Origin of the sequence: Streptomyces sp. NBC_00876 (assembly GCF_045207435.1) — a bacterium.
In the GTDB taxonomy this organism is placed as follows: Bacteria; Actinomycetota; Actinomycetes; order Streptomycetales; family Streptomycetaceae; genus Streptomyces.
This window is the reverse complement of sequence record NZ_CP108800.1, coordinates 2738379-2753568: the sequence shown is the minus strand read 5'-3', so window position 1 is coordinate 2753568 and position 15190 is coordinate 2738379. Positions and strand designations below refer to the sequence as shown.

Here is a 15190-nt window from a genome sequence, read left to right as displayed (position 1 = left end):
CGGCAGGATCAGTACTGCCGGTCCGGCGGCCGGGTGTCCGTGCTCCCCGGTCCGGCCCGATCCGAACGAAACGCCCTAGTTCTCCCGGTACTTCGGTGCCGGCGGTGCCGTGATCCCGGGCAGGCCGTCCTCCAGCCAGTTGCGGTACGACTCCATCCAGGGGCTGTTCGTCCCCCCGGCGCGGTAGCCGACCAGTACCTGGTTGACCCGGGCCACCAGGTCGTCCGCACCCTTCTTCGCGGCCACGCCGTAGTACTCGGTGGTGAAGGGTTTGTCGCCCTTGAGCTCCACGGCCGGGTCCTGGGCGGCCTGGCCGGCCGCGAGGGCGTTGTCCGTGACGACCGCGTCGACCTCGCCCATCTGGAGCCGCACCAGGCAGTCCAGCTGGTTGGGGACGGTGAGCTCGTCCTCGTCGGCCTCGGTGCCGTCGTGCTTGTCCTTGAAGACGGAGCCGAACGACTCGTTCTCCAGCGCCTCGTACGCCGTGGAGCCCTCGGCGGTGCAGATCCGCTTGCCGGCCAGCGAGGAGTTGAATCCCGTGATCGTCGAATCCTTCTTGGGCGCGAGGACCTGCTGACCGGCCTGGAAGTAGGCCGTGGAGAAGGAGACCTGCTTCAACCGGGCACAGTTGATCGTCATCGTCCGGACGACGACGTCGACCTTGTCGTTCTCCAGCGCGGCGATGCGCTGGTTGGTCGGGATCGCCCGGAAGATCACCTTGTCCGGATCGCCCAGGATGTCCTTGGCGATGGCGTGCACCAGATCGATGTCGAAGCCCTTGAGCGTCCCGGACTCGGGGTCACGGAAACCCCACTGGAAGCTGTTCTGGTCGACACCGGCGATCAGCTTGCCGCGCGCCTTGATCCTCTCGATGGCGGGACCGTCCGCGCTGGAGGGCCGCAGGCTGGCGTCCGGGTCCGTGCAGTTGTCGGCCCGCGCCTGAACGGCGTGCGACGCACCGGGGCCCGAGACCTTCGCGCCGAAGGCGTCCCCGCCCCCGTGGGAGAGCGGCAGCAGGGTCAGCGAAGCCGTCACCGCACAGGCCACGGCCATGGCGCTCACCCCGCCCCAGCCGCGCAGCCTGCGCAGCGGGCCCCCCGGGCCACTCCTGGGGCCCGTCCGCGGGTCCTTCCCTGTCATCGCTCCCCCTGTCACCGGAACTCCGAGAGCCTGCGGTTGACCCCGACGATCGCCGCCACCGCGCCCAGTACGGCGAGGGCCGCGGCGCCGATCGGCAGTCCGCCCAGGGCCCCGCGCCCGTCCTCGGCGGCCTGGGTGAACTGGCTCTGCTCGTGGGCGAGGGCCTTCCGCAGCGCGGTGTCCACCTGGTTGAAGGACTCACCCGTCGACTTCTCCGGCCCGATGATCTGCTCCAGCGCCGTGTCGTAGTCGCCGCTGTCGTCGGTCTTGCGTGCGGTCCGGTGGCGGCTCTGCCACTCGGTGACAGCCGAGATGGCATCCGCCACCGGCTTGCCCCCCTCGGCGTCGTCGGTGTCATCGGCGAGCTTCGCGGCCTTGTCCAGCTCTTCGACGAGGGCCTTCATGCCTGTGCCGTAGTCGGTCTCGTACTTGTCGTTCTTGCCGTCCGCGGTGAGCACCGCGCCCCGGGCGACCACCGTGAGGTTCTCGTTGGCGCGCGCCTTCAGCGAGTCGATGCGCGCCCGGTTGAGCACGTCCAGGGACTGCTGCCCGTGTGTATTGGCCTCGGCCAGATCGGACCGGGCCACCGTGTGTCCCACCGCGAGCCAGAGCAGCACCACGGTCGCCGCCGCGGTCGCCGCGAGCAGACCGTGGTTGAACACCCGGTTGGTCCTGCGGTAGTTGCGCCGCTGCGCCCAGAACAGCACGGCCAGCGCGACGATGCCGACGCCCAGGGAGAAGAACGGCCACACCCGTGCGGAGCGGTAGTCCTGGCCGAGCCGGCCCGTCTCGGCCGCGTACAGCCGCTCGGCGGCCGGCAGCAGGTCATTGGCCATCTTCTGGTTCGCGTACCGGAGATAGGCGCCGCCCAGCGGAAGCCCCTGCCGGTTGTTGGCGCGGGCGCGCTCGATCAGCCCGGTGTACTGCGGGAGTTCCTTGTTGAGCTCGGTGATCTCGTGGCCGGACTTCGTCGACGCGTCCGTGTTGGCAGCGGCCTTCACCAGCAGCCGGGAGGCGTCCTCGATGTCCTTCACGTACTGATCGTGGACCGCGCGCGGTTCCTGCGGTCCGGCCAGGAAGCCGCTCGCGGCCGCCGCGTCCGCGTCGGCCAGCGAACGGTAGATGTCCGCCGCGTCCGCGCTGAGCGGCTGACTGCGCTCCACCACGTCGTTCGCGGCGGTCGCGCGGTCGTTGATCTCGAACGCCGTCACGGCCCCGAACGCGACGACGAGCAGCGCCAGCACGGCCCCGATGATCTGGAGCCTGCCCGGTTCGGTGGTCGCCGCGGCGCGCAGCCGCTCGGTCACCACGGCCCGTGCGCTGTGCTGCGGCGGCACGGGTGCGGCAGCCGGCGCAGGCGGCTGCTCCGGCGCGCGGTGCGGCGCCGGGCGCACATTCGGCGGGTATGTCACTTGACCTCCCCCTCGGTCACTGACGGCGGCCCGCCCCCCGGCCGATCGGGGGACTGGTACCCGGCCAGAAGTATGGCCGCAGGGACCGGCATTCACATCAGGAACACCTGGATCCTGCACCGGTCCATGAAACAGCCAACTCTGATCAGCTGCAGTCAACAGCATTCGATCAAGGCCAACGCCATCGATCAAGACGATCGGCGACGCAATTCTCCGAAGCGGAGCGGTCTCCCCACCCATGAACACGTCCGGGGCGACAGATCGGTTCCCGTACGCAGAAGGCGCCCCGCAACCCGAAGGTTACGGGACGCCTCCGGCACAGCCGGCGCCGACGGCCTCTCAGGCGTACTGAGCCCGCAGCCGCTTGTGCACCTCGGGCGCCGCACCCGTGTGATCCAGGCCCAGCAGCCCGGCCCCCAGCACGGGGGACTCCTTCACCACCCGGACCACCGCCTTCGGGGCGCGCGCGGCCAGGAGCCCGGTGATCCGGTCGTCCAGCTGCGGGTGGCGCGCGGCCAGCACACTGCCGCCCAGCAGCACCGGCACCTCCTCGTCGAGCAGATCCAGGCGGGACAGCGCGACCGAGGCCAGGGCCACGACCTCCTCGGCCAGCCGGTCCACCAGACCGCGGGCCGCCGCGTCGCCGGCCGCGGCGGTCGCGAACAGCACCGGCGTCAGCTCGTGCCGCCGCCCGGCCTCGATCCGGCCCAGGTGCACCGCCTCGATCAGCGCGTACATCGAGCCGAGCCCGAAGTGGGCGGGCAGCGTACGGGCCAGCTCGGTCGGCTCACCGCGGCCGTCCTCGGCACGCGCGGCGAACCACATCGCCTCCTCGGAGAGACCCGAACCGCCGCCCCAGTCACCGGAGATCCGGCCGATGGCGGGGAAGCGCGCGGTCCGTCCGTCCGGCACCATTCCGACGCAGTTGATCCCCGCACCGCACACGACGGCCACCCCGCGCGGCTCGTCGATCCCGGCCCGCAGAATCGCGAAGGTGTCGTTGCGCACCTCCACCGTGCGGCCCCACGCGCGGGCGCGCAGGGCATCGGTCAGCTGCTCCTCCTCGACGGGCAGATCGGCGTTGGCGAGGCACGCCGACACATGCGCGACGCTCCCGGCGCCCGCCCCGGCCGAGGCCAGCACCTGCTCCACCGCGGCGCCGAGCGCGTCCACGGCCCTGCCGATACCGACCACGGGCGGCTGGAAACCGCCGCCGCGGGCCGTGGACAGCACGGTGCCGTCCTCACCGATGAGTGCCACATCGGTCTTGCTGTTCCCCGCGTCTATCGCGAGGACCGAACCGTTCACGCCCACGCCAGGTGCTCCCGGTTGTGCGCGATCAGCTTGTCGGTGAGCGCCTCGGCGTACTCGAACTGGCCGATCAGGGGATGTGCGAGCAGCGCCTTGAACACCCGGTCGCGGCCACCGCGCAGCGCGGCCTCAAGTGCCAGGTCCTCGTACGCCGTCACGTTGGCGATCAGGCCGGCGTACAGCGGGTCGAGCTCCGGCACGGCGAGCGGTGTCGCGCCCGTCGCGTCGACCCTCGCCTGCACCTCGATCACCGCGTCGTCAGGCAGGAACGGCAGCGTCCCCCTGTTGTAGGTGTTGACCACCTGGTGCGTGGAGCCGCCACCGCCCAGCAGCGAGGCCGCCAGGTCGACGGCCGCCTCCGAGTAGAAGGCGCCGCCGCGCTTGGCGAGCAGCGCGGGCTTCTCGTCCAGCGCCGGGTCGCCGTACATGGCGAGGAGTTCCTTCTCCATCGCGGCGACCTCGGCCGCCCGCGAGGGCTTGGTGCCGAGCTCCCGCACGACCTCGTCGTGCGCGTAGAAGTAACGCAGGTAGTACGAGGGGACGACACCGAGGCGGTCGACGATCGCCCGCGGCATGTGCAGGTCGTCCGCGATCGCGTCGCCGTGCTCGGCGATCAGCCGCGGCAGCACGTTCTCGCCCTCGGGGCCGCCGAGGCGCACCCCGAGCTCCCAGGTCAGGTGGTTCAGCCCGACGTGGTCGAGGTGCACCTCGCCGGGGGTCACATCGAGCAGCCGCGCGAACTTGCGCTGGAAGCCGATCGCCACGTTGCACAGGCCGACGGCCTTGTGGCCGGCCTGGAGCAGCGCCCGGGTGACGATGCCGACCGGGTTGGTGAAGTCGATGATCCACGCGTTCGGGTTGGTGCGCCGGACCCGCTCGGCGATGTCCAGGACGACCGGGACGGTGCGCATGGCCTTGGCGAGGCCGCCGGCGCCGGTGGTCTCCTGGCCGATGCAGCCGCACTCCAGCGGCCATGTCTCGTCCTTGTTGCGGGCGGCCTGGCCGCCCACCCGGAGCTGGAGCAGGACCGCGTCGGCGTCGGCCACGCCCGCGTCGATGTCCGTGGTGGTGACGATCTTCCCCGGGTGGCCCTGCTTGGCGAAGATCCGCCGTGCCAGGCCCCCGACGAGTTCGAGCCGGTCGGCGGCAGGGTCGACGAGCACGAGCTCCTCGACCGGCAGGGTGTCCCGCAGCCGCGCGAATCCGTCGATCAGTTCAGGTGTGTAGGTGGACCCGCCACCCACTACTGCGAGCTTCATGAATCAGCCCTTTACTCCGGTCAGTGTGACGCCCTCGACAAAGGCCTTCTGTGCGAAGAAGAAGACGACGATCACAGGGGCCATGACCAGAACGGTCGCGGCCATGGTCAGGTTCCAGTCGGTGTGGTGTGCGCCCTTGAAGGACTCCAGTCCGTAACTCAGGGTCCAGGCCGCCGGGTTCTCGGAGGCGTAGATCTGGGGGCCGAAGTAGTCGTTCCAGGCGTAGAAGAACTGGAAGAGGGCGACGGCGGCGATGCCCGGCTTGGCCATCGGGATCACGACGCGCAGCAGGGTGCGGAACTCACCGCAGCCGTCGACCTTCGCCGCGTCGAGGTACTCGTTGGGAATGGTCAGCAGGAACTGCCGCAGCAGGAAGATGGAGAACGCGTCGCCGAACGCCATCGGGATGATCAGCGGCCAGAGCGTGCCGGACATGTCCAGCTGCTTGGCCCAGAACAGATACATCGGGATGACGACGACCTGCGGCGGCAGCATCATCATCGAGATGACGAGCATCAGCGACAGATGCCGGCCGCGGAAGCGGAACTTGGCGAGCGCGTACGCCACGGGCAGCGAGGACACGACCGTGAGGACGGTGCCCAGGCCCGCGTACAGGAGGGTGTTCCTCCACCAGGTCAGAAAGCCCGGGGTGTTGAACACCTCCTTGTAGTTGCTCCACTCGAAGGGGTGCGGCCACAGGTCACGGGTCAGTGCCTGCTGGTCGCTCATCAGCGAGGTGAGCAGGAGGAAGACGAACGGCAGCACGAAGAAGAGCGCGGCCGCGACGCCGAGCGAGTGCACACCGATCCAGTGCAGCAGCGCCTTGCGGCGTGCGGTGCGCTCGGCCGGGGTGACGGGGTCACTCACCGGGCCGGCGGCCTTCGGGGTGTCGAGAATCTGCGCCACGTCACTCACCTGCCTGGATCAGTCCGCTGCGGCGCCGCATCAGCAGTGCGGTGAACGCCATGGCGAGGACGAAGAGAACGAGCGCGACCACACACGCGGAGCCGTAGTCGAAGCGCTGGAAACCGAGGTTGTAGACCAGCTGCGGCAGCGTCAGTGTCGACTTGTCGGGATACCCCGGCTCGAACTGCTGCCCGGAGCCGCCCATCACACCCGAGGCGACCTTCCCGGCCACGAGTGGCTGGGTGTAGTACTGCATCGTCTGGATGATGCCCGTGACCACGGCGAACATGATGATCGGCGAGATGTTCGGCAGCGTGACGAAGCGGAACCGCTGGTACGAGGACGCCCCGTCCAGCTCCGCCGCCTCGTACTGCTCCTTCGGTACGTCGAGGAGCGCGGCCATGAAGATCACCATCAGGTCGCCCACCCCCCACACCGCGAGGGCGGTCAGCGCCGGCTTCGACCAGGTGGGGTCAGTGAACCAGCCCGGGGTCGGCAGCCCGAGGTCGCCGAGGATCGAGTTGACCGGTCCCGTACCCGGGTTGAGCAGGAAGACGAAGCCCAGGGTGGCGGCGACCGGCGGGGCCAGGTACGGCAGGTAGAACAGGGTACGGAAGACACCGGTACCCGTCTTGATCTTGGTGATCAGCATGCCGATGCCGAGACCGAAGATCACCCGGCAGGTCACCATGACCAGGACCAGCCACAGCGTGTTGCGCAGGGCGGGCCAGAACAGCGGGTAGTCGTTGAAGACGTACGACCAGTTCTTCAGCCCGCTGAACTCGGGGGCCGAGAAGCCGTCATAGCTGGTGAAGGAGAAATAGAGCGTGGAGATCAGCGGGTAGGCGAAGAAGACGCAGAACCCGATCAGCCACGGCGACATGAAGGCCGCCGTCCGAAGCGCCGAGCGGCGGCGCTTCGAACGGAGTGTGTACGTGCTCATCGCGTCGGCTCTACTTCGCCTGTGCGATCGCCGCGTCGATTTCCTCGGCGGTCTTCTCCAGGCCCGCCTTGACGTCCTTCTGCGTGCCCTTCTCGACCTCGAAGCCGAGGTTCTGCAGGGACACCAGGAACGCGCCGCCGTTCACCGAGGGCGGGGTGGTGGTGGACTTCGGGTTGGCGGCGATGTCCAGGAAGGTCTTGAAGCGCGGGTCGTACTTCAGTTTCGGCGACTTCAGCGCGGCCAGCGTGGAAGGCACGTTGTGGATGGCGTTGGCGAAGTTCACCACCGCGTCGGTGTCGGTCGTCATGTACTTCACCAGCTCCCAGGCGGCGTTCTGCTTGCTGGAGGTGGCGGCGATCCCGGCGATGGTGCCGGTCAGATAGCCCTTGCCGTAGGTGTCGGCCTCGTCGTCGGCGACGGGCATCGGCGCCACGCCGATCTCGAACTTCGGCTTGGTGTCCTCGGCCATGCCGAGCCGCCACTCGCCGTCCAGCTGCATGGCCACCTGGCCGGTGTGGAACGGGTGCTTGGCACCCCATTCGTCACCGAAGCCGGTACGGAACTTCTCCAGCTTCTGGTAGCCGCCGAGCGAGTCGACCAGCTTCTTCTGCTTGGTGAGCATGTCGGCGAACGCCGGGTCCTTGGCGATGTTCGACTTGCCGTCCGCGTCGAAGTACGACGGGTTCCAGCTGCCGAGGTAGTGCTCGGTCGTCGACTCGTAGCCGTGGTAGTTCGGCATGAAGCCGAGCTGCTCGTACGAGTCGCCCTTGGACTTCGTCAGCGTCTTCGCGTCGGCGGCGAACTCGCTCCACGTCTTCGGCGGACTGGTGATGCCGGCCGCCTTGAACGCGTCCTTGTTGTAGTAGAGGCCGTACGCGTCACCCAGCAGCGGCACCGTGCAGCGCACGCCCTCGAACTGGGTGTACTCGTTCATCGCCTTCGGGAAGGTCGCGTCCGCGTCGATCCCGTCCTTCTTCAGGAACGGGTTGAGGTCGACGAACGCCTTCGACTTGCAGAACTTGCCCACGTTGTTGGTGGTGAACGACGAGACGACGTCCGGAGCCTTCGAACCGCCCGCGCGCAGCGCCTGGTTGATCTTGTCGTCGGTCATGTTGCCGACGACCTTCACATGGATGTTGGGGTGCGCCTTCTCGAAGGCGTCGACCGTGTCCTGAATTCCCTTGACCTCGTTCGGGGCACTCCAGCCGTGCCAGAAGTTGATGGTCGTCTCCTTGGACGTGTCATCACTGGCACCGGAGTTGCTCTGCCCGGTACAGGCGGAGGCGAACAGGGCTATCGCGGCGGTCGCGGCGAGCGCGACGGCCGGCTTCCGGCGGTTTCCGGACATGGTGGTGTCTCCCGATGAAGGGTTGGGACGGGGAAGGGGGTGCGTACGTGGACGTGCGGGGTCAGCGAGAGGTGTCGAACACTTCGTCGCGGGTGGTGGCGAGCGCGCTCTCCAGCGCGCCGCGCAGTACGGGGCGGTGGGTGATCTCGCCGGCGATCAGCCGGGGCCGGGATGCCGCGAGCTCGGCGAGCTCGGACGCCACCCGGCTGCGCAGCGGTTCCCCGCCGCGCGAGATCAGCTCACCGGAGAGCACGACGACCTCGGGGTCGAGGACGGCGACCATGGAGGCGAGACCTGTGGCCAGACCGGTGGCGAACAGATCGAGCAGCCGGCCGTACGGCCCGCCCCCGCCCTGCTCCTCGGCGGCGGCCGCCCGGCCGACCAGCTCGGACGCGATCTCGTGATGGGTGCCGGTACCGCGCGCCGCCTCGTCGTCGATGCCCAGCTCGCGGGCCAGCCTGGCGAGCACCTGGGCGCCCGCCAGTTCCTGGAAGCCGCCCGCGTTGGCCTTGGTGACCTGGCGGACCAGGGGGGCGCCGGGCACCGGCAGGAAGCCGACCTCTCCGGCGCCGCCGGTGAAGCCGCGGTGCAGCCGGCCGTTGATGACGAGGGCGGCGCCGAGGCCCTCCTCGTTCCACAGCAGGACGAAGTCGTCGTGCCCGCGGGCCGCGCCGAGCCGCTGTTCGGCCACCGCGACGAGGTTCACGTCGTTCTCGTACTCGACCGGCATCGGCAGGAAGGCGGCCAGCTCGTCCAGCAGGGCCGAGGAGTGCCAGCCCGGCAGGTGCGAGGCGTACCGCAGCCGGCCCGTGCCCGGGTCGAAGGCGCCCGGCGTGCCGATGACGAGCCGGTGCACATCGGACCGGGTCAGCCCGGCGTCCTTGACCGCCCCGTCCAGCGCCTCCGTGACCTGCCGCACCACGCTGTCGGCGCGCCGGCCCGGGGTCCGCAGCTCGAACTCCCCGACCGTCTCACCCGTCACATCGGCGACGGCGGCGACGATCCGCTGGGCGTTCACATCGAGCCCCGCCACATGGGCGGCCGAGGCGTTGACGGCGTACAGCTGCGCGTTGGGCCCCGGCCGCCCGGCCGCGGTCCCGGTGGCGACGACCAGTCCGGCCGCCTCCAGCCGGGCCAGCAGCTGGGAGGCGGTGGGCTTGGACAGCCCCGTCAGCTTCCCGATCCGGGTCCGCGACAGGGGTCCGTGCTCCAGCAGCAGATCGAGGGCGGCGCGGTCGTTCATGGCGCGCAGAACGCGGGGGGTACCCGGCGTGGTTCCGGCCATGGTCACTGCACCTGCCCTCTGTTAGGAAAGTTTCCTATTCGGTGAGAGGACCGTAGGGCGCACGTCACCGGGGCGTCAATGGTCTGCACCGCGGTGGCAACCAAAGCGTTACCTGGGCGGTGGGCCGAGGGTGCGGTGGCGGGACGGGTGTCCCGCGGACGCCATGGAGTGGGTCCTGCCCAACGCGGGCCCAGGCGAACCGAGTTGGCCCGATCCCGGCGAAGCGCGGCTGCGGGAGGAGCGGGGGAGGGGGCAGCCGGAACGAGTGAGGGGCACCCTGCGGAAATCGCGGGATGCCCCTCATGCGTGCGGCGTACGGCCGGCCGGACGCTACTTCGAGATGTTCGTCGGCGGGGCGATCGGGGTCGCCGCCAGGGACTGGGGCGAGGTGGCCGAGGCGTACGCCGACGGGGCGGCCATCCCCGCGGTGGGGTCGGCGGCCGAGGGCTCGTCCGGCTGGGCCGGGATGCCGCCGACCATCCGGATGCCCGCCTCGTCGAAGGAGCGCTTGATGCGCCAGCGCAGCTCGCGCTCCACGCCCAGGGCCTTGCCCGGCATCGTCTTCGCGGTCAGCCGGACCGTCATCGAGTCCAGCAGCACGGCGTCCAGGCCCAGGATCTCCACCGGGCCCCACAGGCGCTCGGTCCACGGGTCCTCCTTGGCCATCTGCCCGGCGGCCTCGGTGATCACCGTACGGACCTGGTCGAGGTCCTCCGTGAGGCGTACCTGCACATCGACACCGGCGGTGGACCAGCCCTGGCTGAGGTTGCCGATCCGCTTCACCTCACCGTTGCGGACGTACCAGATCTCGCCGTTGTCGCCGCGCAGCTTGGTCACCCGCAGGCCGACCTCGATGACCTCACCGGAGGCGACGCCCGCGTCGACGGTGTCGCCGACGCCGTACTGGTCCTCCAGGATCATGAACACGCCGGACAGGAAGTCGGTGACCAGGTTGCGCGCACCGAAGCCCAGCGCCACCCCGGCGACCCCCGCGGAGGCCAGCAGCGGGGCCAGGTTGATCTGGAACGCGCCCAGGATCATCAGGGCGGCGGTGCCGAGGATCAGGAACGAGGCCACCGACCGGAGTACCGAACCGATCGCCTCCGAGCGCTGGCGGCGCCGTTCCGCGTTGACCAGGAGACCGCCGAGCGCGGTGCCCTCCACCGCCTGGGCGCTGCGGTTCATGCGCTCTATGAGCTTGGTCAGGGCACGGCGGACCGCTACGCGCAACACGATCGCGATGGCGGCGATGAGCACGATCCGCAGACCGGTGTTCAGCCAGGTGGACCAGTTCTCCTCCACCCAGCCCGCGGCGTTGCCGGCCTGCTTCGCGGCTTCGTCCAGCGAGCCACCGGGCTCGGGCGACGGAGCTGCGGCCAACAGGGCGGACAGGGACACGGCGAAACCTCCGGTTGGGCGAGCACTGAACAACCACACTAACGGGGCATCCGGAATGCTCCGTTGCCGTGATCGAGGGGAGAGACGCGTCTCACCCGGGGATACGGAAGAGGTGAGGGACCCGTCCGGCGGTACCGGTGCTCCCGGTGTACGGCCGGTCTGTGGCCGATCGCACACCGGGTGCGATCACGGCGGCAGGGGGCCCGAAGCGCCTGCTCCGGCGCGTCCCGCCGTACGGGCGGGCCGGGCCCCGGAGAAAAATCCCTCCGGCCCGTTACCCGCACGTGGTGGCGCTTCGACCAGGCCGGAGGGGAGACTGAGATCGGATCGTCCCGGCGCGAGCCACGCGCCGCCGGCGTACAAGGAGGCATCCACGTGCCGCACGTCCTGGTTCTCAACGCGTCGTACGAGCCGCTCGGCGTCGTACCGCTCCGCCGCGCGCTCGTCCTCGTCCTCGAGAACAAGGCCATCTGCCTCGAGGAGTCCGGCGCCTTCATGCACAGTGCCACCCGCGCCGTCCCGGCCCCCAGCGTCGTCCGCCTGAAGCGGTTCGTGCGCGTCCCCTACCGCGGGCCCGTCCCACTGACCCGCCGGGCTCTCTTCGCCAGGGACGGCGGGCGCTGCATGTACTGCGGCGCCGCCGCGACCAGCGTCGACCACGTCATCCCGCGCAGCCGCGGCGGACAGCACGCCTGGGACAACGTGGTGGCGGCCTGCCGCCGCTGCAACCACGTCAAGGCCGACCGCCATCTGCCCGAGCTCGGCTGGCGGCTGCACCAGCAGCCCGCCCCGCCGACCGGACTGGCCTGGCGGATCATCGGCACGGGACACCGCGACCCGCGCTGGCTGCCCTACTTGCAACCGTTCGGCGCGGACGACGCGATGGCCCGGATCGACGGCATCTCAGCCTGACGATCCGGGCTTCCGTGTCTAGGGAGGCCGCGGCTCGGGAAGGTCAGTCGTCCTTCCCGGCCACGGCGTACGCCTGGACGGACCAGAGCGAGTAGCCGTACTCGGTGGCCCGCCCGTCGCCCTGCACTCTGAGGAAACGGGTGTCCTTCGCGTCCATCCGGACCGATTCGCGCCCGCCCCGGCCGTCGCGGACGGTGGCCGCCGTGCGCCAGGTGCGGCCGTCGGCGGAGACCTGTACGCGGTAGCGGGAGGCGTACGCGTCCTGCCAGTCCAGCACCACCTGGCCGAGCCGGACCGGGGCGGGCAGCTCCGCCTGCCACCAGGCGCCGTCCTCGGCCGGTGAGGACCAGCGTGTCTTCGGGTCGCCGTCCGACGCGGCGGACGCCGGGAAGTCCTGGGTCTCGTCGCCGGACGAGGAGGCGGTGGCCGTGCGCAGCAGGTCGCCGCCCGCGGTGCGCGGGTAGGCCCGGACGGTCAGGGTGGTCTCCTCGGCGCCGAAGGAGAACGGCACCTCGTACTCGCCCGCCGGGGTGTCCGCGGGCACGGTGATCTCCACGGGCACATCGGTGCGCGTCCCGCGCGGGACCGTCGTCCGCTTGGGCACCCGCACCTCGATGCCCTTGGGCGCCTTCGCCGTGAGCTTGCCGTGCACCTCGGCGGGGCGGCGGGCGGAGAGCTGCGCCTCGACCCGCTGCGGCTCGCCGCCGATCTCGGCGTCGGTCTCGCCGCGTGCGAGGGCGAGGCGGGCGGCGGGCTCGTCGCCGAACCACGGCACGAGCGAGCGCACCCGGGGGGCCGTTGTGGCGGACGGGGCGGCGCCCGCGAGCGGGGGAATGATCAGTGGCGGTGCACCGGTCACCGCCGGGGTGGCGGCCGGCCAGCTGATCCGGATGGCGTCGGCCCGCAGCCCGCCGCCCGGTGTCTGGGTCCAGCCGCTGGACGACAGGGGGCCGAGGCCGCGCCAGCCCTCGCCCGGCACATGGGCCTGAACCGTCGCCGTTCCCGCCGTTCCCGCGGTCGCCGGGTCGCCGCCGGGCAGGGTCGTCGCGGTGACGGCCTCCAGCGGGCGGGCCCGGTCCAGCCGCACCGTGTAACTGCCCTGCGCCTCGGTCACCGTGCCGCTGTCGCGGTCCGAGCCGGTCCAGGCGTCGGCCTCCTTGCGCACCCGGTCGAGGAACGGGCCGAGCACGCCCTTCCCGACCGTCGCGCCGCCCGCCCGCACGGACTTGCGCACCGGCTCCAGGGCCAGCGACGCCTGCCAGGCGGCCGCGCCGTCACCGCGCGCCTGGGCCTGCAACAGATCGACGGCCAGCTCGCCCGCCCGGCCGTAGCGGGACAACTGCTCGCTCCAGGGCCTGACTTCGTCGTCGAGCCGCCCGTCGGCCAGTCCCGCCAGCCGATCCGGGGTCTCGCGCATCACCGTGAACGCGGCCCGCAGCCGGTGCGCCGCCTCGTCGCGCGCCGCCGTGTCGGTTCCCGTGCGGGACTTCCAGAACGCGGTGAACAGCGGCTTCAGATACGCCGATTCATCACCGCCGAGCACGGAGCCGGCGCTGTTGCCGGCCAGGGCGCGCAGCGCGGCCCGGCTCCCGGCGTCGTCCCCCGCGAGGTCGTCGATGGCCGCCTGCCAGGACTCCTGCGGCTGGTAGCCCTTCGGGTTCCAGGCGAAGTCGGCGGCCGTGAACAGCGGGATCCGGGAGGCGGACGGCTGCTCCATCGCATTGGCCAGCAGCGCCGCCGAGCCGATGGCGACCGCCGGGTCCCGGCCGGTGTACGGGCCGAGGAAGATCCGGTCCTGCGCGTAGTCGTTGACCGGGTAGTTGTCCATGGTGACCAGCGGATGGCGGAATGTGGCGCGTGCCCCGGCCAGTTCACCGCCGGTGATGGTCCTCGGTACGACCCCGACGCCGGTCCAGGCCACCTGCACCCGCGCGTCGAGCTCCCCGGCGAGCGCCGTGCGGTAGTCCGTCGCCCCGTCCTGGTAGAACTCGGTCGGCATCATCGACAGCGGCTCCGAGCCCGGGTGGCGCTCAGCGAGGTGCCGCGCCACCTCGCTGACGACGCGGGCCTGCGCCCTGGCCGCCGCCTCCGGGCCGCTGCCGAAGGTGTCGGCGTCGGCCTTGCAGTGCCATTCGCTGTAGCTGACGTCCTGGAACTGCACCTGGAAGACCCGGACCCCCAGGGCCCACATCGCGTCGATCTTCTTCGTCAGCGCCTTCACGTCGCGGTCCGACGACAGACACATGGACTGGCCCGGGGCCACGGCCCAGCCGAGCGTCACATGCTCGGCACGGGCCCGTTCGGCCAGGGCGCGGAAGTCGCCGCGCCGTGCGGCCGGGTACGGGTCGCGCCAGCGGGCCTGCCGGTACGGGTCGTCACCCGCCGCGTACAGATACCTGTTCTGCTTGGTGCGCCCCATGAAGCCGATCTGCGCGAGCCGTTCCTCCTGGGTCCAGGGCTGCCCGTAGAAACCCTCGGTCATCCCGCGTACGGCGGTGGACGGCCAGTCCCGGACGGCGGCGGCGGCGACCCGGCCGTCCCGTATCAGCTGGCGCAGGGTCTGCACCGCGTGGAACAGCCCGTCGTCGCCGAGGCCGTCCAGGGCGACGGTGTCCCGGCCCGCCACCCGGCCCACCGCGATGCGGTAGCCGCCCATGGGGAGATCGGCGCGGTCCGGTGCGCGCAGGGTGCGCAACGCGTCCACGGCTCCGTCGCCGCCGAACCGGATCACGGGTCCGGCGCCGGGGAGCGCTTCGTGGACGGTCCGCACACCCGCGTCGCGCAGGACCGTGCGCAGCGCCTCGACGGCATAGGGGTCGGCCTGCGCGCCGGCGACGAGCGTGACCTGCCCGGAGAGGGCGACCGGGGATCCGGCCGCCTTGATGCTCTGCGGTCGCGGCCACACGGTGGGCAGCGTGGCGTCGTCCGTACGGTCGGGGCTGGTGACCGCGGTGGATCCGGGTACCGAGGGGGCGGCGACGGCGGCCGGGACCCCCGTCGAGAGCAGCCCGCCGAGCACGGCCACGGCGACGGCTGTCGCGCGCTTCCTGCGCCTGAGCTGCATGCCTGTCTCCCTCGCTCCCACCGGTGGGCTCCGAGCCCACCACCCACGCGCGAAGGTGTCAATGCGCGTGGTCGTTGTGGTGCAAATGCCCGATGTGGCGGGTGGGGTGCGAGGGGGGCCGACGCCGGCTCAGCACGCGAAAGACAGCGCCGAATGGCCGAAAACGGCGGACGTCTTGCGGACAACCGCCCTCCGGGGAACGGATTGTGACC

The 15190-nt window shown here is 71.0% G+C and carries 11 protein-coding genes; 1 reads left to right on the top strand and 10 read right to left on the bottom strand.

What is annotated here, in order from left to right; translation table 11 throughout:
* Positions 1–75: 75 nt before the first annotated feature.
* The 9 genes from OG782_RS12060 to OG782_RS12020 form a co-directional block, all read right to left on the bottom strand.
* Positions 76–1140, bottom strand: coding sequence for a glutamate ABC transporter substrate-binding protein (locus OG782_RS12060; RefSeq protein WP_406450141.1), 1065 nt, complete (start codon positions 1138–1140; stop codon positions 76–78).
* 11 nt (positions 1141–1151) lie between these two features.
* Positions 1152–2552, bottom strand: coding sequence for a hypothetical protein (locus OG782_RS12055; RefSeq protein ID WP_406450139.1), 1401 nt, complete (start codon positions 2550–2552; stop codon positions 1152–1154).
* Between the two features lie 339 nt (positions 2553–2891).
* Positions 2892–3866 (bottom strand): N-acetylglucosamine kinase, encoded by a 975-nt coding sequence (locus OG782_RS12050; protein WP_406450137.1) that lies wholly within the window; start codon positions 3864–3866, stop codon positions 2892–2894.
* The gene (locus tag OG782_RS12045; protein WP_406450135.1) at positions 3857–5122 is read right to left on the bottom strand and encodes a 6-phospho-beta-glucosidase; all 1266 of its coding nucleotides are present in this window, start codon (positions 5120–5122) and stop codon (positions 3857–3859) included. The genes OG782_RS12050 and OG782_RS12045 overlap by 10 nt, the downstream gene beginning before the upstream one ends.
* Positions 5123–5125: 3 nt before the next feature.
* On the bottom strand, positions 5126–6028 hold the full coding sequence (locus tag OG782_RS12040; RefSeq protein ID WP_406450133.1) for a carbohydrate ABC transporter permease: 903 nt from the start codon (positions 6026–6028) through the stop codon (positions 5126–5128).
* A gap of 1 nt (position 6029) precedes the next feature.
* Positions 6030–6971 (bottom strand): carbohydrate ABC transporter permease, encoded by a 942-nt coding sequence (locus OG782_RS12035; RefSeq protein ID WP_406450131.1) that lies wholly within the window; start codon positions 6969–6971, stop codon positions 6030–6032.
* Positions 6972–6981: 10 nt separating this feature from the next.
* Positions 6982–8319 carry an ABC transporter substrate-binding protein gene (locus tag OG782_RS12030; RefSeq protein WP_406450129.1) on the bottom strand — a complete coding sequence of 446 codons (1338 nt, stop codon included), beginning with the start codon at positions 8317–8319 and terminating at the stop codon, positions 6982–6984.
* Positions 8320–8380: 61 nt separating this feature from the next.
* Entirely contained in the window at positions 8381–9604 is a 1224-nt protein-coding gene (locus OG782_RS12025; protein WP_406450128.1) for an ROK family protein, read from the bottom strand.
* Between the two features lie 330 nt (positions 9605–9934).
* Positions 9935–11002: a mechanosensitive ion channel family protein gene (locus tag OG782_RS12020; RefSeq protein WP_406450126.1), complete on the bottom strand. Its 1068-nt coding sequence runs from the start codon at positions 11000–11002 to the stop codon at positions 9935–9937.
* 375 nt (positions 11003–11377) lie between these two features.
* Between OG782_RS12020 and OG782_RS12015 the strand changes: the two genes are divergently transcribed.
* Positions 11378–11914: an HNH endonuclease gene (locus OG782_RS12015; protein WP_018552807.1), complete on the top strand. Its 537-nt coding sequence runs from the start codon at positions 11378–11380 to the stop codon at positions 11912–11914.
* A 43-nt stretch (positions 11915–11957) separates the two neighbouring features.
* On the opposite strand, the gene OG782_RS12010 is transcribed toward OG782_RS12015, so the two are convergent.
* Complete coding sequence (locus OG782_RS12010; RefSeq protein WP_406450124.1) at positions 11958–14978, bottom strand: beta-N-acetylglucosaminidase domain-containing protein; 3021 nt, start codon at positions 14976–14978, stop codon at positions 11958–11960.
* Positions 14979–15190 lie beyond the last annotated feature (212 nt).

Excerpts from the sequence above, each read along its gene's own strand:
- OG782_RS12060 (WP_406450141.1), bottom strand. The coding sequence starts at position 1,140 with ATGACAGGGAAGGACCCGCGGACGGGCCCCAGGAGTGGCCCGGGGGGC.
- OG782_RS12045 (WP_406450135.1), bottom strand. The coding sequence starts at position 5,122 with ATGAAGCTCGCAGTAGTGGGTGGCGGGTCCACCTACACACCTGAACTG.
- OG782_RS12035 (WP_406450131.1), bottom strand. The coding sequence starts at position 6,971 with ATGAGCACGTACACACTCCGTTCGAAGCGCCGCCGCTCGGCGCTTCGG.
- OG782_RS12030 (WP_406450129.1), bottom strand. The coding sequence starts at position 8,319 with ATGTCCGGAAACCGCCGGAAGCCGGCCGTCGCGCTCGCCGCGACCGCC.
- OG782_RS12025 (WP_406450128.1), bottom strand. The coding sequence starts at position 9,604 with ATGGCCGGAACCACGCCGGGTACCCCCCGCGTTCTGCGCGCCATGAAC.
- OG782_RS12010 (WP_406450124.1), bottom strand. The coding sequence starts at position 14,978 with ATGCAGCTCAGGCGCAGGAAGCGCGCGACAGCCGTCGCCGTGGCCGTG.